At 61.7% G+C, this 21083-nt stretch carries 17 protein-coding genes; 8 read left to right on the top strand and 9 right to left on the bottom strand.

From position 1 onward, the window contains the following. Positions 1–104: 104 nt before the first annotated feature. Complete coding sequence (locus Q0P52_RS16510) at positions 105–617, bottom strand: DUF523 domain-containing protein (RefSeq protein WP_293766188.1); 513 nt, start codon at positions 615–617, stop codon at positions 105–107. Next, positions 614–2071: a PLP-dependent aminotransferase family protein gene (locus Q0P52_RS16505; RefSeq protein ID WP_293766187.1), complete on the bottom strand. Its 1458-nt coding sequence runs from the start codon at positions 2069–2071 to the stop codon at positions 614–616. Before Q0P52_RS16505 ends, Q0P52_RS16510 begins: the two co-directional genes overlap by 4 nt. A 96-nt stretch (positions 2072–2167) precedes the next feature. Between Q0P52_RS16505 and Q0P52_RS16500 the strand changes: the two genes are divergently transcribed. From Q0P52_RS16500 to Q0P52_RS16490, 3 genes are all read left to right on the top strand, one after another. Further along, a complete protein-coding gene (locus Q0P52_RS16500) occupies positions 2168–2557 on the top strand; it encodes a rhodanese-like domain-containing protein (protein ID WP_293766186.1) in 390 nt (129 codons plus the stop codon). Between the two features lie 10 nt (positions 2558–2567). Further along, on the top strand, positions 2568–3317 hold the full coding sequence (locus Q0P52_RS16495; protein ID WP_293766185.1) for a GNAT family protein: 750 nt from the start codon (positions 2568–2570) through the stop codon (positions 3315–3317). 86 nt (positions 3318–3403) lie between these two features. Beyond that, entirely contained in the window at positions 3404–4843 is a 1440-nt protein-coding gene (locus tag Q0P52_RS16490) for a hypothetical protein (protein WP_293766184.1), read from the top strand. 87 nt (positions 4844–4930) lie between these two features. Here Q0P52_RS16490 and Q0P52_RS16485 read toward each other — a convergent pair whose 3' ends face one another. From Q0P52_RS16485 to Q0P52_RS16460, 6 genes are all read right to left on the bottom strand, one after another. Then, positions 4931–6391, bottom strand: coding sequence for an NAD-dependent succinate-semialdehyde dehydrogenase (locus Q0P52_RS16485; protein WP_293766183.1), 1461 nt, complete (start codon positions 6389–6391; stop codon positions 4931–4933). A gap of 73 nt (positions 6392–6464) precedes the next feature. Next, positions 6465–7730: a 4-aminobutyrate--2-oxoglutarate transaminase gene (gene gabT / locus Q0P52_RS16480; RefSeq protein ID WP_293766182.1), complete on the bottom strand. Its 1266-nt coding sequence runs from the start codon at positions 7728–7730 to the stop codon at positions 6465–6467. A 245-nt stretch (positions 7731–7975) separates the two neighbouring features. Next, positions 7976–9277: a TolC family outer membrane protein gene (locus Q0P52_RS16475; RefSeq protein ID WP_293766181.1), complete on the bottom strand. Its 1302-nt coding sequence runs from the start codon at positions 9275–9277 to the stop codon at positions 7976–7978. Then, on the bottom strand, positions 9274–12336 hold the full coding sequence (locus Q0P52_RS16470) for an efflux RND transporter permease subunit (protein ID WP_293766180.1): 3063 nt from the start codon (positions 12334–12336) through the stop codon (positions 9274–9276). Before Q0P52_RS16470 ends, Q0P52_RS16475 begins: the two co-directional genes overlap by 4 nt. Positions 12337–12351: 15 nt before the next feature. Continuing rightward, positions 12352–13422: an efflux RND transporter periplasmic adaptor subunit gene (locus tag Q0P52_RS16465; RefSeq protein WP_293766179.1), complete on the bottom strand. Its 1071-nt coding sequence runs from the start codon at positions 13420–13422 to the stop codon at positions 12352–12354. A 14-nt stretch (positions 13423–13436) separates the two neighbouring features. Further along, positions 13437–14081, bottom strand: coding sequence for a TetR/AcrR family transcriptional regulator (locus Q0P52_RS16460; protein WP_293766178.1), 645 nt, complete (start codon positions 14079–14081; stop codon positions 13437–13439). A gap of 196 nt (positions 14082–14277) precedes the next feature. Between Q0P52_RS16460 and argB the strand changes: the two genes are divergently transcribed. Then, positions 14278–15150 carry an acetylglutamate kinase gene (argB, locus tag Q0P52_RS16455; RefSeq protein ID WP_293766177.1) on the top strand — a complete coding sequence of 291 codons (873 nt, stop codon included), beginning with the start codon at positions 14278–14280 and terminating at the stop codon, positions 15148–15150. Positions 15151–15326: 176 nt separating this feature from the next. Further along, the gene (locus Q0P52_RS16450; protein ID WP_293766176.1) at positions 15327–15761 is read left to right on the top strand and encodes a CBS domain-containing protein; all 435 of its coding nucleotides are present in this window, start codon (positions 15327–15329) and stop codon (positions 15759–15761) included. 58 nt (positions 15762–15819) lie between these two features. Here the strand turns inward: Q0P52_RS16450 and Q0P52_RS16445 are convergent, their stop codons facing one another. After that, entirely contained in the window at positions 15820–16590 is a 771-nt protein-coding gene (locus tag Q0P52_RS16445) for an IclR family transcriptional regulator (RefSeq protein WP_293766175.1), read from the bottom strand. 152 nt (positions 16591–16742) lie between these two features. Here Q0P52_RS16445 and Q0P52_RS16440 point away from each other — a divergent pair, with 152 nt between their 5' ends. The 3 genes from Q0P52_RS16440 to Q0P52_RS16430 all read left to right on the top strand — a co-directional run bounded on the left by Q0P52_RS16440 (position 16743) and on the right by Q0P52_RS16430 (position 21042). Then, positions 16743–17930 (top strand): acyl-CoA dehydrogenase, encoded by a 1188-nt coding sequence (locus Q0P52_RS16440; RefSeq protein WP_293766174.1) that lies wholly within the window; start codon positions 16743–16745, stop codon positions 17928–17930. 193 nt (positions 17931–18123) lie between these two features. Then, on the top strand, positions 18124–19314 hold the full coding sequence (locus Q0P52_RS16435) for a CaiB/BaiF CoA-transferase family protein (protein WP_293766173.1): 1191 nt from the start codon (positions 18124–18126) through the stop codon (positions 19312–19314). A 108-nt stretch (positions 19315–19422) separates the two neighbouring features. Then, entirely contained in the window at positions 19423–21042 is a 1620-nt protein-coding gene (locus Q0P52_RS16430) for an electron transfer flavoprotein-ubiquinone oxidoreductase (RefSeq protein ID WP_293766190.1), read from the top strand. Positions 21043–21083 lie beyond the last annotated feature (41 nt).

Below are 21083 nucleotides of genomic sequence, written 5' to 3'. Positions count from 1 at the left end.
CGCCTTAGCGCCGATGATAGTGTGGCATTCGCCATGTGAAAGTAGGACACTGCCAAACACCCCTAACGCAAAAGCCCGGACGATCCGTCCGGGCTTTTTGTTTTTTAGTTGTCGCGTTTTAATGGGGGGCTTGAGGCCAGCAACAGCTGTTCTATTTCGGTTTCATTCCACACGCAAATGCCATTTTGCTCGAGCAATGCGGCGGCTACGCCACTGCCGGGGCGCAGATGTTTGCCGAAGCTGCCATCGTAGATGTGCCTGTTGCCACAGGAAGGGCTGTGGGCCTTAAGCAGCGCATGCCGGCAATCATGTGCCAACGCTGTCTCGAGCGCCTGCCTGGCTCCTTGTAGAAAGGCTCTGGTGACATCTTCGCCCTGTTCGGCTTTAACCCATGCTGAGCCGGCCAGGACAGCGCGCCCGTCGCCATGCTGAATTTCCGCGGGAGGGCGAGGCGTAGGCAAGCCGCCTTGTATTTCGGGGCAGAGCGGGATCAGTTCAAAGACATCCAGCAGTCTTACCATGATGTGATCAGGTTGGGCCTTGCCGACGCCGTCGTAGCGTACAGGCTGACCGAGCAAGCAGGCACTGATCAGCAGTGCGGGTTTTTGGGAGGTCATGGTTGATGCCTTTCCAGCAGTCGGGCCAGTTTGCGGCTGGATTCCGGAATATCAGCGTCGTCAACGCCGGCATAGCCCAGCACCAGCCCGGGCTGACTATGGTCGCCAAGATAATGACGCGACAGTGGTCTCAGCCACAGGCCATGTTCTGCTGCGTGGCGAGAAAGGCTGTCGTCATCAATGTGCGCGGGCAGCTTTGCCACCAGGTGCATGCCAGCTTCTCCGCTAGAGAGCGGCAGGCTGTCGCCAAGCTGCTGCCGAAGGGTATGGCGCAGCAGTTGCTGGCGGATGCGGTACAGCTCGCGCATGCGGCGGATGTGCCGGGCGAAATGCCCCTGTTCCATGAAAGCAGCCAGCGCGGATTGCAGTGCGTAGCCGCCTTCGCGATAAAGTCGCGCATAGGCGCTGCGAAAACTGTCCACCAACGCTTCCGGGACAATCAGATAGGCGAGGCGCAAGGCCGGATACATGACTTTGCTAAAGGTGCCCAGATAGATCACGCGTTCGCTGCTGGCGAGGCCCTGCAGCGACGCCAGCGGCTGGGTGTCGTAGCGGAATTCACTGTCGTAATCATCCTCCATGATCCAGCAGTCCTTTTCTTCGGCCAACTGCAGCAATTGCAGCCGCCTCTCCAGCGTCATCACCACGCCGCTGGGATATTGGTGCGATGGGGTGATGTAAATGAGACGCGGCTGGCTGCCGGCGGGAGCCGTTTGCGGGTTGAGGCCCTGTTCGTCTACGCTGACCGGGGTGATGTCCATCCCGGCGGCCATGAAGGCGGCTTGTGCGCCAGAGTAACCGGGATCTTCCATCCAGGCGGTGTCGCCTTGGTCTGCCAGCAAGCGCGCAGTCAACTCCATCGCCTGTTGCGCGCCTTGCAGCACCAGCACCTGGTCGGCGCCGCAGCGGACCGAGCGCGACAATTGCGCATAGTCGGCAATGGCTTCGCGCAATTGGCGCAAGCCGCCTTCCTGCTGGTAATGCCACCAGTCTGGCGGGCTGCTGCGGGCATGTTGCTGTTGCAGTCGCTGCCATAACTCATGGGGAAACTGCCGGATTTCCGGCATGCCGGGTGCGAAGGCGCCATGCAGGCCCACCGGCAACTTGCTGACCGCGGCCAGTGCTTCGCCGCGGCGGGACAGGCTTGCGTGAGCGCGCGGCGGAGTCTGTTGCGCGCGGTGATGTTCAAAAATGCTGCTGACGAAGGTGCCTGAGCCTTGTTTGCTGTCGAGATACCCTTCGGCCAACAGCTGATCGTAGGCGGCCAGCACCGTGTTGCGGCCTAGCGCCAGCGCCGACGCCAGCTGCCGGGTTGCCGGCAGTGCCGTGCCGCTGCGCAACTGGGCGCTGCGGATGGCCTCTCTCAACAAGCGGTAGAGTTGTCGGGACAGCGTTTCCGCGCTCTTGCGGTCAATACGGACGCGCAAGTGTTCAACGATCCAGTCCGGGTGCAAGCGGTTCCTTTCATTTTGCTGAGATTGGTTCTGCCTGAGGGATCAATTTGCCAGTATTCTGCTTGCATGACCAGTCTTGACGACAAGGAGTAGGCGATGGACCAACTGGCGTTTTATCAGGCTAAGCTGCAGTACGAAATCGATGCCGCCGATGTGAAGGCCGCACTGGAGGCCGGGGAGCCCTTGATTCTCATTGATACCCGTGCGGCAGAGGCCTTTGAGCGCGAGACAATCCCCGGCGCTTTGTCGCTGCCGCACCGTACCATGGATAAAGAAACCACGGCCGCGTTGCCGCGCGATGCGCTATTGGTGAGTTTTTGCGACGGGATTGGCTGCAATGGCTCCACCAAAGGTGCGTTGAAACTGACTCAATTGGGTTTTCGCGTGAAGGAATTGCAAGGCGGGTTGGATTGGTGGAAGCGCGACGGCTATGCCACCGTAGGTCAGGAAGGACGCGCAGGTGCTGCCATTGCCTGCGCCTGTTGAGGAAAAAAGGATGAGCGACGCATTTATCGATAAGCTGCTGACCGGCCAGACCCGTAATGCGCTGGGGCAGCCGCTGGGCCTGCCACTAAGCGACTGGCGCGGCTGCAGCAAACCATCGCCTGTCACATTGTCGGGTCGTTACTGCCGACTAGAGGCGCTCTCGGTCTCGCATGCGGCAGATTTGTGGGCCGCTAACGGCCTCGATGTGGACGGAGCCATCTGGTCTTACCTGGGCTATGGTCCGTTTGCCGAAGCGGCGGATTACCAGCGCTGGGTGGACAGCATGAGCGGCTTGGCTGATCCGTTGTTCTACGCCATTGTGGATGGCGTATCGGGCAAGGCAGTAGGCGTGGCCAGCTATCTGCGCATCGATGCCGCCAACGGCGTGATTGAGGTGGGACATCTCAATTACTCTCCCTTGTTGCAGCGCACGCCGGCAGCGACGGAAGCGATGTATCTGATGATGCGCCAGGCTTTCGAGCTGGGTTATCGGCGTTACGAGTGGAAGTGCAATGCGCTGAATCTGCCATCCCGGCGGGCGGCGGAGCGGCTGGGTTTCCAGTTTGAAGGCTTGTTCCGGCAGATGATGGTGATCAAGGGACATAATCGCGATACCGCTTGGTATTCCCTGCTCGATAGCGAGTGGCCGGTTGTGCGCGCCTGCCTCGAGCAATGGTTGGCCGAAGACAACTTTGATGCCGCAGGACGGCAACGCCAGTCCCTGATGGCGATGATGCGGGCGGCGCGACAGACGCAATGAGCCGGAAGAGGGGCCCGGAGGTATGGGCCGCTGGCCTTCGGGCGGGTACAATAGGGTGTTTTTGCTGAAGAATCCGGTTTGGAATCATGACACCCCATCCCCGCAACATCCGTATCAAGGGCAAGCCGCAGGCGCCCAATCGCTTCATTTTTGGCGATGCCGTGGATGAGAACGGTCTGGAAGAGACCGAATACCTGATTCATACCGCCGAGCCCGCTTTTGTTTGTCGTCTGGTCGGCAATGATTTCACTGAGTTTCCTGGTCGCGAGCAGGAAGAGTTCGCCAGTGCGTTGTTGTTCGACGAGGACGACAATCGCGCGGTGTATGTTTGCAATCGCGGTTTGCGGCTGTACGACTTCACCTTCAGCGGCGAGTTGCCCACCGGTGCGCGTTTGCTCGCCGTGTGCGATGAGGCGATGGAGACCTACGAGCGTCTGCATGAATCCTATGCCGAGCGCGACGTGGGGCCCAAACCGCGTGAAATGCGCGTGGGTCCAACCCAGCCGCTGCCGCCCTCCGAGCGCAGTCGCGCCATTCGGGAACTGAAAGAAGCCGTGCGTCAGGCTCTAAGCAACCCGCTGTCGCGCAGTCAGTTTCCCATGTTGTTGCAGGGCGTGTTGCAGGGCGGCGATCAGGCGGTATTTACCGAAAGCCAGCTCGGGCTGGCCGCTGAGCCGCTGGCGCGCAATATGCTGGTGGACACCGCCCGCGATCTGATTGCCTTTCCGGAAGTGATGCGCAAGGACGGTTCGGTGATGGAGTTCGAACTGTGGGCCCTGCCTTTCGCCTTTTCCCGCGCTCAGGGCGGGGTATGGTGGCATTTCCCCTTGCTGGAGCGGCTGGAAGCGCCGTTGGCCGATGCGCTGGCCGTACCGGAAAAAGCCATTCTGTGGATATCTCCCACGGTGTTCACTGCCGAAATGCTCAATGAGCGCAGTTGTCAGAACATCAGTCACTTGGCCTCGGTGATGGATGCAGGCTGCGACTTCGCCCCCATGGATTACGACGCTTCGCGCGCCACCTTCGAAGCGGCGCGCAAAACGCAGGACCCGCAGCTGGTGCTGGCCTGGATTCCTTTCCTGGTGGAACGCGGCGCGTTGCCGATGGACGTGGCGCGTCAGCATTCCCGCCGCGCGCTGGATGCGGTCATGCCGTTGGTGCAGCAAGCCATCGGCGCGGAAATGGAATACGGCGAAGCCGAACTGTTTGCGCCGCTTCCCTGGTGGGAGGCCTTGCGTGCTGGCGTGCAAGCCTGGAACCGCAAGCGTCTGGGCCTGACCGTGGCCATGCTGGCTTCGCGTGCCGGCGGCTTGTCCGATCTGGAGGCTGTGGCGGAGTACCAGCCTGAGTTGCAGGGCTATGAAGTGGGTCTGAAGCTGAAAGGGCGCGATGAGGTGCTGGCGCGTTCGGCCTGGCTGATGGTGCCGGATGTGGCGCCGGACCGCGAGGCCTGCTGGGAAGACCTGTGCTCTTGCCTGCGCGAGGCGGATATCCCGCTGTCGGAAACCATCGTCAAACTGCATTGATCGGCAAGGTCGGCCTGTACTCGAGATTGGCCGAAGCAAAGAAAAAGGGCTGCCTTGGCAGCCCTTTTCTGTTGGAGGGGGACAGGTTTACTTGTCCAGACCCGCCAGCAGCACATACTTGATTTCCAGATAGTCTTCGATCCCGTACTTGGAGCCTTCGCGGCCAAGGCCGGATTGCTTCACGCCGCCGAAGGGCGCGGCTTCGTTGGACAGGATGCCGCTATTGACGGCGACCATGCCGTATTCCAGACCTTCCGACACGCGGAAGATGCGGCCCACGTCGCGGGCGTAGAAATAGCTGGCGAGGCCGAATTCGGTATCGTTGGCCATGTGCAGCGCTTCTTCTTCCGTCTTGAAGCGGAACACGGGAGCCAGCGGGCCGAAGGTTTCTTCCTTGGCCACTTTCATCGCCGGGGTGACTTCGGTGATGACGGTGGGTTCGAAGAAACTATGGCCCAGCGCATGGCGCTTGCCGCCAGTCACCAGCTTGCCGCCCTTGGACAGGGCGTCGGCGATGTGCTCTTCAACCTTGGAGACGGCGTTCTGGTCGATCATCGGGCCTTGGGTGATGCCGGCTTCCAGGCCATTGCCCACTTTCAGCGTGGCAACGGCAGCCGCGAATTTCTCGGCGAAGGCGTCGTAGACGCCGTCCTGCACCAGAATGCGGTTGGCGCAGACGCAGGTCTGACCGGCATTGCGGTACTTGGAGATCATCGCGCCTTCTACGGCGGCATCGAGGTCTGCATCGTCAAACACGATGAAAGGCGCGTTGCCGCCCAGCTCCATCGATACTTTCTTGACGGTTTCCGCGCACTGGGAGATCAGCTTGCGGCCCACTTCGGTGGAGCCTGTGAAGGAGAATTTCTTCACGGTGTCGCTGCCGGTCAGCACGGAACCAATGTCGGTGGAACCACCGGTCAGTACGGAGAACACGCCTGCCGGGATGCCGGCGCGCTCGGCCAGTACTGCGATGGCCAACGCGGACAGCGGGGTCTGACTGGCGGGACGCACTACCATCGGGCAGCCGGCGGCCAGTGCCGGGGCGGCCTTGCGGGTGATCATGGCGTTGGGGAAGTTCCACGGCGTGATGGCCGCGGTAACGCCGATCGGTTCCTTGGTCACCAGGATGCGCTTGTCCGCGCCCAGCGACGGAATGGTGTCGCCATAGATGCGCTTGGCTTCTTCGGCATACCACTCGATATAGGATGCGCCATAGGCGATTTCGCCCTTAGCTTCGGTCAGCGGCTTGCCTTGTTCTGCGGTCAGGATCACGGCCAGGTCTTCCTGATTGGCCATCATCAGGTCGAACCACTTGCGCAGGATGCCGGCGCGCTCCTTGGCGGATTTCTTTTTCCAGCTCTTGAAGGCTTCGGCGGCGCCGGCGACGGCGCGTTCGGCTTCGGCCTTGCCCATCTTGGGAACGCTGGCGATGATTTCGCCGGTAGCCGGGTTGGCGACGGGGATGGTTTCACCGTTGTCGGCATCCACCCAGGCACCGTTGATGTAGCACTGCTGGCGCAGCAGCGAAGGATCTTTCAGGTTCAGCATGTCTGTCTCTACTCCATAGGTGGGCGGAGCGCCGCGCCGGGGCATGATTGTCGCCGGCGCGGCGAGTAGCTCATCAGGCCTTGAGGGCGGCTTCCAGCTTGCCCAGGGCTTCTTCGAACACGGCGTCTTCAATGGTCAGCGGGAACAGGAAGCGAACCACGTTGGCGTACACGCCGCAGGTCAGCAGGATCAGGCCGGATTCCAGCGCCTTGGTCTGTACCTTCTTGGTGAAGTCCGTATCCGGCTCGTGGGTGCCGGCCTTGTTGAATTCCACAGCGATCATGGCACCCAGGCCGCGTACATCGGCGATCTGCGGTACGTCTTTCTTCAGGCCGTGCAGCTTTTCCTTCAGGATGTCGCCCAGTTTGTTGGCGCGGTCCAGCAGCTTTTCTTCCTGGATGGCGTCGATGACGGCATTGGCCGCGGCCAGACCCAGCGGGCTGCCGGCGTAGGTGCCGCCCAGGCCGCCCGGGGCAGGTGCGTCCATCAGTTCGGCCTTGCCCACCAGCGCGGCCAGCGGGAAGCCGCCAGCCAGCGACTTGGCCATGGTGGTCAGGTCCGGGGTGACGTCGTAGTGTTCCATGGCGAACAGCTTGCCGGTACGGGCAAAGCCGGCTTGCACTTCGTCGGCGATCATCACGATGCCGTTGTCGTCACACAGTTTGCGGATGGCGCGAACCCACTCGGCCGGGGCAACGTAGAAGCCGCCTTCGCCCTGAATCGGTTCGAAAATGATGGCGGCAACGCGCTTGGCTTCGATGTCGAACTTGAACAGTTTTTCGATGCTGGCCAGCGATTCTTCAACCGACACGCCGTGCAGGGCGTTCGGGTAGGCGGCGTGGTAGATTTCGCCGACGAAGGGGCCGAAACCGATCTTGTACGGAGCTACCTTGCCGGTCAGCGCCATGCCCAGCATGGTGCGGCCGTGGAAGGCGCCGCCAAAGGCGATCACGCCCGGACGGCCGGTAGCTGCGCGCGCCACCTTGATGGCGTTTTCAACGGCTTCGGCGCCGGTGCTGAAGAAGGCGGTTTTTTTGGCGAAATTGCCCGGAGTCAGCTTGTTCAGCTTCTCGGCAACGGAGATATAGGATTCGTAGGGTACAACCTGATAGCAGGTGTGGCTGAATTTGTTCAGCTGTTCCGCTACGGCGGCCTGCACCTTGTCATGCAGGTGGCCGGTATTGAGTACGCCGATGCCGCCGGCGAAATCGATGTAACGATTGCCTTCCACATCCCACACTTCAGCGTTCTTGGCCTTGGAGGCGAAGAAAGTGCACATCACGCCAACACCGCGCGGGGTGGCTTCGGCCTTGCGTTGCATCAGATCCTTGTTGCTCATTACGTCTCTCCTCTATATGGGGTGCCGGTTCGGCGCTGTCTTGGAAGGCGGCGGTCGCGAGGGTGCGTTGCCGGTTTCGCTTGTATGGGGCTGCTTCCAGAGTCGTTTGATTCTAATCACGTGTTTAGCAAAAAGCTACACGCGCCTCAAAAAGTTAAACACTTGTTGCAAGACAATCACACAAACGACACAGGGCGACCTCCTTGCGGAAGGTCGCCCTGTCTGCTTGCGGCGAGCCTGAGGGGCTAGCGGCGCACGGCCTGATTCACCTGTTGCAACAGGGCTTCATCCAGCGTGCCGGCGGCCTGCGCCAGTTGCAGGCGGGCGGTGAGGTAGTCGTAGCGGGCGGTAGCCAGGCTGGTGACGGCGTCATAGTAGGCTTGCTCGGCCTGCAGCAAGTCGAGGTTGGTGCGAATGCCCACTTCCTTGCCCAGGCGGGTGGATTCCACCTTGCTGTTGGCCGACAGCACCAGTTGCTGCTGGGCGCGCACCAGCGCCGCGCCATTAGTGACGCCCAACCAGGCGCGACGCACGTCCTCGCGCAGCTGCCGGCGCGCCGATTCCAGCTTGTCGGCGGCGGCGTCCTTGCGCGCCACCGCTTCGCGCACTTGTGAGTCAATGCCGCCGCCGGCGAACAGCGGCAGGCTGACCGTAACGCCCACGCTGTTGCCGCGGGTGACCGGCACGCTGCCGAAGGCGTTGCTGCGCGCTTCGTTGTAGCCGGCGTTGAGCGTGATCGTGGGCAGCTGGTTGGCGCGTTTTTCGGTGATGCCGGCCTTGGCCAGCTCCACCGATTGCTCTGCCGACTTCAGGGAAGGGCTGTTGGCGACGGCCAGCTGGATCCAGCCCTCCAGGGTGGCCGGCGTGGGGGTGTCCAGCGGCAAACTGTCTTTGAGCGGCTGGATGGCGTCCGGCGACAGGCCGGTCAGACGCAGCAGATTGTTGCGGCTGATTTCCAGCTGGCTTTCCGCCGCAATTTCTTTGGCCACGGCTCCGTCGTAACCGGCTTGTGCTTCGTGAGTGTCGGTAATGGTGGCGGTGCCCAGCTCGAAGGACGTTTTGGCTTGCGCCAGTTGGGTGGCGTAGGCTTTCTTGCTGGCCCGGTTGGCGGCCAGCGTGTCTTGCGCCAGCAGCACATCGAAATAGGCGCGAGCCACAGTCACCAGCAATTGCTGTTCGCTGGCGACAAATGCCAGTTCGGCCTGCGAGCTGCCGATCTTGCCTTTTTGCCAGGCGGCGTACTTGGCCACGTCAAACAGCGGCTGACTCAGTTGTACGCCGTATCCCGAGCTGTCGTAGCTGTTCATGCCGGAAGGCGTGGCAGGCGTGTTGTGGCTGTAGTTGCCCGAAAGGCCCACTTGCGGCAACAGCTGCGCCCGGCCTTGCACGGTGAGTTCGCGGCCGGCGTCCAGATCAGCGCGAGCTGCGGCGTAGTCGCTGTTGTAGCCTTGCGCCGCACGCCAGGCGTCGTTCAGGTCGAAGGCGCTTGCCTGCTGGGCCAGCGCAGACAGCAGCAGGGCGCAGCCTGCGGTAAGACGTGTGTTCATGTCGTTCTCGTTGTGGGTTGCGCCACCTTGAACCATTGGGCGTACAAGGCGGGCAGGAACAGCAGGGTCAGCACGGTGGCCACCAGCAAGCCACCCATGATGGCCACCGCCATCGGGCCCCAGAAGGTGCTGCGCGTCAGCGGCACCATGGCCAGAATGGCGGCCAGCGCGGTGAGCATGATGGGGCGGAAGCGTCGCACCGCGCTGCCGATGATGGCTTCGTGGGCGCTGGCGCCGTCGCGAATGTCGTGTTCTATCTGGTCCACCAGAATGACCGAGTTGCGCATGATCATACCGGATAGCGCGATGACGCCGAGCATGGCGACGAAACCGAAGGGCGCGTTGAACAGGATCAGCGTGAAGGTGACGCCTATCATGCCCAGCGGCGCGGTAAGCACTACCATCAGCGTGCGCTGGAAGCTATGCAGCTGCAGCATCAGCAAGGTGAGCACGGTCACCAGCATCAGCGGCGCGACCGCGGCGATGGCGGTTTGCGATTTGCTGCTGGACTCGATCGAGCCGCCCAGCTCGATGTGATAACCCAGGGGCAGATCTTGTTCCAGCTGGCGCACTTTCGGTTGCAGCTGGGTAGATACGTCATCGCCCTGCTTGCCGTCCGCCACATCGGCGTTGACCGTGATGGTAGGCAGGCGGTTGCGGCGCCAGATGATGGAATCTTCCGGCTGGTAGCTGATGTTGCCCAGTTGGGAAACCGGCACCCAGCGACCGGAAGTGGTTTGCACCTGCAAACTGCCCAGCGCGGCGGCGTCGCGGCTCTCTTGCGGATTGAGGCGGGCGACGATGCCCACGCTGCGGTTGCCGTCGCGCAGATCGGTAACGGTAGCGCCGGAAATCAGCATCTGCAGTTGGCGCGACAGCTGCTGGCTGCTGAGCCCAAGCGCTGCCAGTTTGTGCTGGTCCAGCTCAATGCGCAGCGCTTTTACCTGCTCGCCCCAGTCGATATTGACATGACGTGTGTCAGGACTGGCGCGCATGATGGCCTCGACCTTGGCGGCGATGGCGCGTACCTTGTCGTGGTCCGGACCCATGACACGGAATTGCACCGGATAGCCCACCGGCGGGCCGTTCTCCAGCCGGGTGACGCGGCCGCGCACCAGCGGAAAATCATTGGCAAACAGCTTTTCCAGCCGGGCTTTCACTTGCTCGCGCACATGCTCGTCGCGCGTCATGACCATCAGTTGGGCGTAGTTGAGGTGCTGCTGTTGCTGATCCAGCGGCAGATAGAAGCGCGGGCTGCCACTGCCGACATAGCTGGTGACGCTGACGACATTGCTGTCCTGCTTGGCCAGCGCTTCCAGTTTTTTCACTTCGCGCTCGGTGGCGGCAAAGCTGGTGCCGCGCGGCAGCCACATGTCCACCATCAGTTCCGGCCGGTTGGAGGAGGGGAAGAACTGCTGGGCGACAAACAGCTTGAAGGCTACCAGCGACAGGATGAATACGCCGAGGGTGAGCGCGATCACCGTTTTGCGGTAGGCAAGGCACCATGCCAGCACCCGGCGGAAGCGGCGGTAGAACGGTTTGTCGTAAACATCATGATGGGGATGGGCGACCGCCTGCTCGGGCAGCAGCTTGTAACCAAGAAAAGGCGTGAACACCACCGCCACGATCCAGGACAGGATCAGCGCTAGTCCCACCACGGCAAACAGGCTGAATACGTATTCGCCGGCGTCGGATTTGGCCAGCCCCACCGGCATGAAGGTGGCGGCGGTAATCAGCGTGCCGGTCAGCATGGGGAAGGCCGTGCTGGTGTAGGCGTAAGTGGCGGCCTGAAAGCGGTTCCAGCCCTGTTCCAGTTTCAGCGCCATCATTTCCACGGCGATGATGGCGTCGTCCACCAGCAGGCCCAGCGCAATGATCAGCGAACCGAGGGAGATGCGCTGCAGGTCCAGCTTGAAGAAGTACATGGCGAGGAAAGTCATGGCCAGCACCAGCGGTATGGAGAGCGCCACCACCACCCCGGTGCGCAGGCCAAGACTGAAGAAGCTGACCGCCAGCACGATAAGCACGGCTTCCATCAATGAGCGCATGAATTCGCCCACGGCGTCCTTCACTACCTTGGGCTGATCGGAAACCGCATGGATTTCCACGCCCACCGGCAATTTGCCCTGTACGGTTTTCAAGGTCTGGTTGAGATTCTGGCCCAGTTTCAGCACGTCGCCGCCGCTCTTCATGCTGATGGCGAGACCGATGGCCGGCTTGCCGTTGAAGCGCATGAGGAAGCTGGGCGGTTCGGCAAACCCGCGATGGATGTTCGCCACATCGCCCAGTCGCAGGGTTTTGCCGTTGGCGGTGATGGGTGTATTGGCTACGGCTTCCACCGTGTCGTAGTTGCCGGTGGGGCGAACCCAGATGCGGTCGCTGGCGGTTTCAAACACCCCGGCCGGAGTCATGGCGTTTTGTTGTTGCAGGGCGCTCCATATGGTGGCGGAGTCTAGACCCAGCGAGGCGAGCTTGGCGCTGGCCAGATCCACAAAAATGCGCTCGTCCTGCACGCCTACCAGCGTGGCCTTGCCCACGTCGGGCACGCGCAAGACTTCTTCTTTGGTGCTGTCCACGTAGCGGCGCAACTCTTCGTAGCTGAAGCCGTCGCCGGTGAAGGCGTACAGATTGCCGAAGGTGTCGCCGAATTCGTCGTTGAAGAAGGGGCCTTGCAGATCGGAAGGCAGGGTGGCCTTGATGTCGCCCAGCTTTTTGCGCACCAGATACCACAGTTGCGGCACGTTTTTGGGCGGCACGTCCTCGCGCAGATTGATCAGCAGCAGCGATTCGCCCGGTTTGGAGTAGCTCTGCACATAGTTGATTTCCGGCATTTCCTGCAGCTTTTCTTCCAGCTTGTCGCTGACTTGCTGCTCCATCTGCTGCGCGGTAGCGCCCGGCCAGTAGCTTTGCACCAGCATGGCCTTGAAGGTGAATTCCGGGTCTTCCTTCTGACCCAGCTGGGTATAGGCCCAGACGCCGGCCACCATCAACATGACCATGAAATAGGTTACCAGCGGTTGATGGCGCAAGGCCCATTCGGAAAGGTTGAGCTTTTTCATGACGACCTTTCCCGATCAATGATCCAGCAGCTTGACGGTCTGGCCGTCGTGCAGGAGGTGCACGCCGGCGGTGACCACTTTGCTGCCGGCCGGCAGCGCGTCCGAGAGCGTGACGCTGGCACTGTCGATGGCGGCCACCTTCACTTCGCGACGGCGTGCCTTGCTGTCCTTGTCGATCAGCCACAGATAGTGGCGGCCCTGCTCATCCAGCAAGGCGGTGAGGGGCAGTTTGACGCCCGTCGCGACGTTGGCCGAAGGCAGGCTGACGCTGGCGGTCATGCCCAGGGGCAGGTCGGCGGCGTCTTTCAATGCGATGCGTGCGGCATAGGTGCGGGTGGCGGGGTCGGCATCGGCGGCCAGTTCGCGCAGGCTGCCCTGATAAATGCGTTGGTCCGCCCATAGGGTGACGGTGAATCGGGTTTGCGCCCGCACGGCTTGCAAGCGGTTTTCCGGTACGGCGATGACGATCTCGCGCTGGCCGTCCTGCGCCAGTCGCGCGACGGGCTGCCCCGCGGCCACCACCAGACCAGGCTCGGCCTGGATCTGGCTGACGACGCCGTCCGCGTCGGCGGTAAGCTGGGTGTAGCCGGTCTGATTGCGGCTGCCGGACAACTCGGCCTGGGCTTGTTCCAGTTTGGCGCGAGCGGCGTTGACCGCATTCTGTTGGCTGTCCACCTGCGCCTGACTGATGAACTGCTTGGCCAGCAATTCCTGATAGCGCTTGAGGTTGAGCTTTTGCTGGGCGAGATCGGATTCGGCCGCCGTCAGTTGCGCGCGCTTGGCGCTCAGGTCCAGCTGGTAGTCGGCCGGGTCCAGGCGGGCCAGCACCTGGCCTTTTTTCACGTGCTCGCCGCTGTTGACCAGGCGGGCGACAATCTTGCCGCCCACACGAAAGGCGAGGTCGGTTTCATAGCGGGCGCGCACCTGACCGGAAAAGCTTTCCGCGCTGTCGGCTGCAGCGCTGGAGGCCAACTGGTAGCGCACCGGGCGGATGTCTTCCGCGCTGGTGTCTGGTTTGCCGCAGGCTGCAAGCATCAGCGCGGCTGCAAGCGCCAGCGCAAAGCGGGGGAGGTGGGGAATGTGCATGGCGAGGGCCTTGATTATTTTTTCAGGATGCCGGACAGGACAAGATCCAGCGCGTCCTTCAGATAGGCCAGCGGATTGTGCGTGCTGGCCAGGGGGCAGCCCGGAAGTTGGCCGAAGGAGTGGTTCATGATCATGGTGGAGATCAACGGGGCCATCAGCGCGTCCACCGCGTGAGCCACCGGCAAGGGGCGGAACTCGCCCTGGTCGATGCCGCGTTGCAGGATGAGCGCCATCATCTCCGTGCTGGGCTGGATCACTTCATCAAAGTAGAACTGCGCCAACTCAGGGAAGTTGGACGCTTCCGCGATCATCAGTTTGCACAGGCCGGCGGACGGGGCGGAGCCCACCTTGTGCCACCAGGTTTCCACCATCAGGTGCAGTAGGCCGGCAGTGGAGCCGGCGTGCTGGCCTGCCAGCAGCTGGATGTCCTTGAGATTGGCCACCAGGGTCTCCCGCACTACCGCCTTGAGGATGTCTTCCTTGTTCTGAAAGTACAGATAAGGCGTGCCCTTGGTCACGCCGGCGGCGCGCGCAATGTCTTCCATCTTGGTGGCACGGAAGCCTTTCTCCACAAATTGGGCCAGCGCGGCATCCAGAATCTCTGATGGTCGGGCTTCCTTCTTGCGGCGCCAGCGGGCGATGGGGCAATTTTCAGTCATTTCGTTTGCTGAACCGGAATTCATTAATGGCGCGAATGTAGAACAACTACTCAAGTATGGCAATTAATAAATCACTGTTCAGTAGCTTGATTGTTTAGAATGCAACACATTGTCGTCATCCGGCCGGGCCGGCTGGCCGGGCGAGCGCAGCCCGGCTAGGCCGCTACCGGCCCGCATTCATTTCAGGAGAACCATCGTGCCCGTCAACGCCACTGAAAAAGCCCAGATTCTTGCCGAAGCCCTGCCTTACATCCGTCGTTTTTCCGGCAAGACGGTAGTGATCAAGTACGGCGGCAACGCCATGACCGACGACGTGCTGAAAGAAGGCTTCGCCAAGGACGTGGTGTTGTTGAAACTGGTGGGCATCAATCCGGTGGTGGTGCATGGCGGCGGCCCGCAAATCAACGAACTGCTTGAGCGCGTGGGCAAAGAGGGCAAGTTCATTCAGGGCATGCGTGTTACCGATCAGGAAACCATGGACGTGGTGGAAATGGTGCTGGGCGGCCTGGTAAACAAGGAAATCGTGTCTCTGATCAACAAGCACGGCGGCAAGGCGGTGGGCATTACTGGCAAGGACGGTCATTTCATCCGCGCCGACAAGATGTATTTGTCCGACGAAAGCGATGAAAGGATCGACATCGGCCAAGTGGGCGAAATCGCCAGCATCGATCCGGCGCTGGTGTCGCTGCTGGACAGCCAGGATTTCATTCCGGTAGTAGCCCCCATCGGCGTGGGCTCGGAGGGCGAGGCGTACAACATCAATGCCGATCTGGTGGCCGGCAAGTTGGCCGAAACCTTGGGTGCGGAAAAGCTGATCCTGATGACCAACACTCCGGGTGTGCTGGACAAGCAGGGCCAGCTGCTTACGGGGCTGACCGCCGAGCAGGTGGATGGTCTGTTTGCCGACGGCACCATTCACGGCGGCATGCTGCCCAAGATCAGCTCCGCGCTGGACGCGGCGCGCAGCGGCGTGAACACCGTGCACATCATCGATGGCCGCGTGAAGCACGCGTTGCTGCTGGAAATCATGACCGATGCCGGCGTCGGCACCATGATCCGCGCCAATTGAGGGGGGAGCCAGTCAGGCATGCGGCGGCCGAGTGGCCTTGCAAGCGATTGATCCCGCAATGAAAAACCGGCTGCGCTGCGAGCGCTGCCGGTTTTTTTATGTCCGGCAGGCATGATCTATAGTGGTGAAACAGGGGGCTGCGTCCAGTGCCCTGTCGCACACACAAGGGGATGACAATGCAGACTGTCAGACAGATTCTGGAACGCAAGGCTTCGCGCTCGCTGGTGTCGGTGGCGCCGGACAGCACGGTTTTTCAGGCCTTGCAGGTGATGGCGGAAAACGACATCGGCGCGGTGCTGGTGATGGAGGCCGGCGATGTGGTGGGCATTTTTTCCGAGCGAGACTACGCCCGCCGCATCGTGCTGCAGGGCCGCACTTCGGCTGGTACCCGTATCCGCGACATCATGACCAGCCGGGTGGTGTATGTCACGCCGGAGCAAACCCTGGATCAATGCATGGCGCTGATGACCGAAAAGCACATCCGCCACTTGCCGGTGCTGGAGTCCAGCATTGTGCTGGGCATGCTCTCCATCGGCGATCTGGTGCACGCCACTATCGCCGAGCAGGAGGAGACCATCAATCAGCTGGTGCACTACATTCAGACGGCTTGAGCCCGTCCAGATGAAAAAAGCCGCACGGAAAGTGCGGCTTTTTTGTTGGCACAGGCTATCACACCGGCACGATGCGTTGCCTGAGCGCGATCAGCGCCGGCGCAACCTGCTCTTGCATGGTCTGGGCACTGAAGGCGAAGGCCGGACCGCTGGCGTTGAGGCTCATCGGCGGCTGGCCCGGGTTGGGCGAGGGCAGGTGCACGCCCACCGCCATCACGTCCGGCTCGTACTCGCCGAAAGACGCTGAATAGCCGCGCTGGCGATAGTCCTCGCGGGCTTCGCGCAGGCGGGCGTCCAATTCCGGCCAGCGTTTGCCGTAGCGTTCGGCCAACTCCTTGTCCAGGAGGGCGCGGGTCTCTTCGCTCAGGCCCGCATAAAAAGCGCGACCAATGGCGGTGGTGGCGATGGGCACGCGCGAGCCCACCATCAACTGCACGCTGACGCGCGACTGACTGCGGCAGGTTTCCAGATACACCATATCAGTGCCGTCGCGCATGGCCAGGCTGATGGACACATTATTGCTCAGGGCGAACTCCCGCATCAGCGGCCCGGCCGCCTGGCGGATGTCGTAGCTGGCCAGCGTTACCGAGCCCAATGCCAGCAGCGCCACGCCCAGACGGTAAAAACCGCTGTGTTCATCCTGCGTCAGATAGCCCAGCCGGGTGAGCGTGTAGGTGAGTCGCGACACCGTGGATTTGGGCAAGCCGGTGCGTGTGGCCAGTTCGTTGTTGGAAAGGGCGGATTCGCCCGGGCGAAAGGCCGCCAACACTTGCAGGCCGCGCGCCAGTGCGGTGACGAACAGCCGGTCCTTGTCATCTTCTTCCTGCATGCCTACCTCGATTCAATGTGGCGGCCAGCATAACAGACTGGCGGCCAGGGGTAAGAAATGGCTTTACATCCCGAAATGGAGTTGTTAGTCTATTCTGCAATGTAAAACATAATTCCGCAATGCGGAACAAGTCAACCAAGGAGAAATTCAAGATGGCCGCATCGTCCAGCCGCGCTCCCTTTGCTTGGGAAGATCCGTTCCTTCTGTCCGACCTGCTCACCGAAGAAGAGCGCATGGTGCAGCAGACCGCTTACGACTACTGTCAGGAGCGCCTGATGCCCCGCGTGCTGACCGCCAACCGCGAAGAGCGCTTTGATCGCGAGATCATGAGCGAGATGGGCGAGTTGGGCCTGCTGGGTTGCACCATCGACGGCTACGGTTGCGCCGGTCTCTCCAGCGTGGCTTACGGCCTGATCGCTCGTGAAGTTGAGCGTGTCGACTCCGGCTACCGCTCGGCCATGAGCGTGCAGTCCTCCTTGGTAATGCACCCCATCTGGGCCTACGGCACCGATGCGCAAAAAGACAAATACCTGCCCAAGCTCGCCACCGGCGAATGGGTGGGCTGTTTCGGCCTGACTGAGCCGGACGCCGGCTCCGACCCGGCCGGCATGAAGACCCGCGCCCGCAAAGTGGACGGCGGCTATGTGCTGAACGGCAGCAAGATGTGGATCACCAACAGCCCGGTGGCCGATGTGTTCGTGGTGTGGGCCAAGGATGACGAAGGCGAGATCCGCGGCTTTGTGCTGGAAAAGGGCATGAAGGGTTTGTCCGCCCCCAAGATCCACGGCAAGTTCAGCCTGCGCGCTTCCATCACCGGCGAAATCGTCATGGACAACGTGGAAGTGCCGGAAGACGCCATCCTGCCGCATGTCAAAGGCCTGAAGGGCCCGTTCGGCTGCCTGAACAAAGCCCGTTACGGCATCGCTTGGGGCGCGATGGGCGCCGCCGAGTTCTGCTGGCACGCCGCGCGTCAGTACACCCTGGACCGCAAGCAGTTTGGCCGCCCGCTGGCCGCCACTCAGTTGGTGCAGCTCAAGCTGGCCAATATGCAGACTGAAATCGCACTGGGCCTGCAAGCCGCGCTGCGCGTGGGTCGCCTGATGGACGAGGGCAAGGCTGCGCCGGAAATGATTTCGCTGATCAAGCGCAACAACTGCGGCAAATCGCTGGATATCGCCCGCATCGCGCGCGATATGCACGGCGGCAACGGTATTGCCGACGAGTTCCATGTCATCCGCCACGTGATGAACCTGGAAGCCGTCAACACTTATGAAGGTACGCACGATGTGCATGCCCTGATTCTGGGCCGAGCCCAGACCGGTATTCAGGCATTTGCCTGATAGCACGACGGGGGTCTGGCTCCACCGGCTCCCGTCGTTGGTTCCTGTCTGTCCTTGAGGCCCGGGTAGCACCGGGCCCTTTTTTTGGGTGCGCAGCATGGTGCCGGTTGGCCGAAGAGCCGGCAGCATCCTGTTCATCCGCGCGACGGCCGATCCGCGCGCGCGACAATACCGTTATCTAAGGAGAGCAAACATGGCTGGCGCACTGGAAGGCATCAAGGTTCTGGATTTGTCGCGGGTACTGGCCGGCCCCTGGACCGGACAGCTGCTGGCCGATCTGGGCGCCGAAGTCATCAAGGTGGAACGTCCCGGCGCGGGCGACGATACCCGCCAGTGGGCGCCGCCCAGCTTGCCGGACGGCACTGCGGCTTATTTCCTTTGCGCCAACCGGGGCAAACAGTCCGTTACGGTGGACATCACCCAGCCGGCAGGGCAGGAGATTGTGCGCAAGCTGGCGGCCGAGGCCGATGTGCTGCTGGAGAACTACAAGGTGGGCGGGCTGAAGAAGTATGGCCTGGATTACGACAGCCTCAAGGCCGTGAATCCCCGGCTGGTGTATTGTTCCATCACCGGCTTCGGCCAGACGGGGCCTTATGCCGAACTGCCCGGCTACGACTACATCGTGCAAGGCATGTCCGGGCTGATGAGCATCACCGGCCCGGCCGACGGCGAACCGCACAAAGTGGGCGTGGCGGTGACCGATCTCTTTACTGGCTTGTATGCGGCCAACGCTATCCTGGCTGCCCTGATCGCGCGCGGTCGCACCGGCGAAGGCCAGTATGTGGACATGGCGCTGTTTGATTGCTCGGTGGCGACCCTGGCCAACATCAACATGAACTGGCTGATCGGTCGCGAAGTACCGAAGCGCTTGGGCAACGCGCACGCCAACATCGTGCCCTACCAGGTATTCCGTTGCGCGGATGGTCACTTCATTCTTGCCTGCGGCAACGACAAACAGTTCCGCGCGGTGTGCCAGCTGATCGGCCAGACCGCGCTCGCCGAGGACGAGCGCTTCGCCACCAATCCGGCGCGCGTCAAGCACCGCGAGACGCTGGTGCCGATGTTGGCCGAAGCGTTTCTCGCGCGCGCTCGCGACGAGTGGCTGAAGGATCTGGACGCCGCCGGCGTGCCTTGCGGGCCGATCAATACCGTGGACGAAGCCTTTAATGATCCGCAATTGCGCCATCGCGGCCTGGAAATCAGTCTGCGCGACACGGCGGGTCAAAATGTGCCCTTGGTAGGGTGTCCGATCAAACTTTCCGGCACGCCGGTCGAGTACAATCAGGCCCCTCCCAAGTTGGGAGAACATACTGAGGACGTGTTGCGCACGCTGGGCTATGATGCTGCCTCTGTTGCTGCGCTGCGGCAAAGCGGCGTAGTTTAAACGCTTGTTTGATTTTGACGAGCGCGACTGCTTCAATGCATGATGGTGGGCAGTCATAAAAAGGGACAGCCCCACGGGCGCAAAGGAGATGCGGTGGAACGCGAATACATGGAATACGATGTGGTGATCGTCGGCGGCGGCCCTTCCGGGCTGGCCGCGGCGATTCGCCTCAAACAGCTGGCTGCTGAAAAGGGCCAGGATATCAGTGTCTGTCTGCTGGAAAAGGGCTCCGAAATCGGCGCTCACATTCTGTCCGGCGCCGTGATTGAAACCGGCGCGCTGACGGAGCTCATCCCCGATTGGAAAGAAAAAGGCGCGCCGCTGAACACGCCGGCCCTGTCCGACCGTTTCCTCTACCTGACGGAAACCGAGTCCATCCAGTTGCCTACTCCGCCGCAGATGCACAATCACGGCAACTACATCGTCAGCTTGGGCAATTTCTGTCGCTGGCTGGGCGAGCAGGCCGAAGCGCTGGGCGTGGAAATCTACCCGGGCTTTGCCGCCGCAGAAGTGCTCTACCACGCTGATGGTTCGGTCAAGGGTGTGGCCACCGGCGCGATGGGCACCGGCAAGAACGGCGATCAGGAAGGCGAGCCGGGCATGGAGCTGTGGGCTCGCCAGACGGTGTTTGCCGAAGGCTGTCGCGGCTCGCTCACCAAGGCCTTGTTCGAGCGCTTCAAACTGCGCGATGGCGCTGATCCGCAAACCTACGGCATCGGCATCAAGGAACTGTGGGAAGTCAAACCGGAAAATCATCAGCCAGGCGCCATCACCCACACCGTGGGGTGGCCGGTGGACACCGCCACTTACGGCGGCTCCTTCCTCTACCATCTGGAAGACAATCAGGTTGTGGTGGGTTATGTGGTGGGACTGGATTACCAGAACCCCTATTTGTCGCCATTCGAGGAATTCCAGCGCTTCAAGACCCACCCGGCCATTCGTGGGGTGTTTGAAGGAGGCCGTCGCTTGTCTTACGGCGCGCGCGCGCTGTCGGAAGGCGGCCTGCAAAGCGTGCCCAAGCTGACCTTCCCGGGCGGCTTGCTGGTGGGCGATACCGCCGGCTTCCTCAATGTGCCCAAGATCAAGGGCACGCACACCGCCATGAAATCGGCCATGCTGGCTGCCGATGCGGTGTACGACACCCTGACGGCTAGCCCCGAAGCGCAAGGGCTGGAAGTGAAGGGCTATGCCGAGGCTTTCCGCAACAGCTGGTTGCATGAAGAGCTGCACCAGGTGCGCAATATCCGCCCGTCTTTCCGCTGGGGGTTGTGGCCGGCCATGATCTATTCGGCCATCGACACCTTCCTGTTCCGCGGCAAGGCACCGTGGACGCTGCGTCACAAGCATGCAGACCATGAAACCCTGCTGCCGGCCAGTGATTGCTCGCCTATCAACTATCCCAAGCCGGATGGCGTGCTGACGTTTGACCGGCTGTCGTCGGTGTTCATTTCCAACACCAACCACAGTGAAGATCAACCGCCGCACCTGAAGCTGAAAAACGCCGACGTGCCCGTCGCTGTCAATCTGGCTACCTATGCCGCGCCCGAGCAGCGTTACTGCCCGGCTGGCGTGTACGAGATCGTTGGTCAGGAAGAGGGCGAGCCGCGCCTGCAGATCAATGCGCAGAACTGCGTGCATTGCAAAACCTGTGATATCAAGGACCCCACCCAGAACATCAACTGGACAACGCCGGAAGGCGGTGGCGGCCCGAACTATCCGAATATGTAAGTCGCGAGGCTTGCCCACAAAGACCCGCCGCCGGCGGGTTT

This window comes from uncultured Aquitalea sp. (genome assembly GCF_945957525.1).
In the GTDB taxonomy this organism is placed as follows: Bacteria; Pseudomonadota; Gammaproteobacteria; order Burkholderiales; family Chromobacteriaceae; genus Aquitalea.
The sequence above is the reverse complement of the archived record's forward strand: the minus strand, read 5'-3'. Positions and strand labels throughout refer to the sequence as shown.

Bases quoted from the DNA above. Each gene is read 5' to 3' on its own strand.
- Q0P52_RS16510 (WP_293766188.1), bottom strand. From the start codon at position 617: ATGACCTCCCAAAAACCCGCACTGCTGATCAGTGCCTGCTTGCTCGGT.
- Q0P52_RS16500 (WP_293766186.1), top strand. From the start codon at position 2,168: ATGGACCAACTGGCGTTTTATCAGGCTAAGCTGCAGTACGAAATCGAT.
- Q0P52_RS16495 (WP_293766185.1), top strand. From the start codon at position 2,568: ATGAGCGACGCATTTATCGATAAGCTGCTGACCGGCCAGACCCGTAAT.
- Q0P52_RS16490 (WP_293766184.1), top strand. From the start codon at position 3,404: ATGACACCCCATCCCCGCAACATCCGTATCAAGGGCAAGCCGCAGGCG.
- Q0P52_RS16485 (WP_293766183.1), bottom strand. From the start codon at position 6,391: ATGCTGAACCTGAAAGATCCTTCGCTGCTGCGCCAGCAGTGCTACATC.
- gabT (WP_293766182.1), bottom strand. From the start codon at position 7,730: ATGAGCAACAAGGATCTGATGCAACGCAAGGCCGAAGCCACCCCGCGC.
- Q0P52_RS16475 (WP_293766181.1), bottom strand. From the start codon at position 9,277: ATGAACACACGTCTTACCGCAGGCTGCGCCCTGCTGCTGTCTGCGCTG.
- Q0P52_RS16470 (WP_293766180.1), bottom strand. From the start codon at position 12,336: ATGAAAAAGCTCAACCTTTCCGAATGGGCCTTGCGCCATCAACCGCTG.
- Q0P52_RS16465 (WP_293766179.1), bottom strand. From the start codon at position 13,422: ATGCACATTCCCCACCTCCCCCGCTTTGCGCTGGCGCTTGCAGCCGCG.
- Q0P52_RS16460 (WP_293766178.1), bottom strand. From the start codon at position 14,081: ATGACTGAAAATTGCCCCATCGCCCGCTGGCGCCGCAAGAAGGAAGCC.
- Q0P52_RS16450 (WP_293766176.1), top strand. From the start codon at position 15,327: ATGCAGACTGTCAGACAGATTCTGGAACGCAAGGCTTCGCGCTCGCTG.
- Q0P52_RS16445 (WP_293766175.1), bottom strand. From the start codon at position 16,590: ATGCAGGAAGAAGATGACAAGGACCGGCTGTTCGTCACCGCACTGGCG.
- Q0P52_RS16440 (WP_293766174.1), top strand. From the start codon at position 16,743: ATGGCCGCATCGTCCAGCCGCGCTCCCTTTGCTTGGGAAGATCCGTTC.
- Q0P52_RS16435 (WP_293766173.1), top strand. From the start codon at position 18,124: ATGGCTGGCGCACTGGAAGGCATCAAGGTTCTGGATTTGTCGCGGGTA.
- Q0P52_RS16430 (WP_293766190.1), top strand. From the start codon at position 19,423: ATGGAATACGATGTGGTGATCGTCGGCGGCGGCCCTTCCGGGCTGGCC.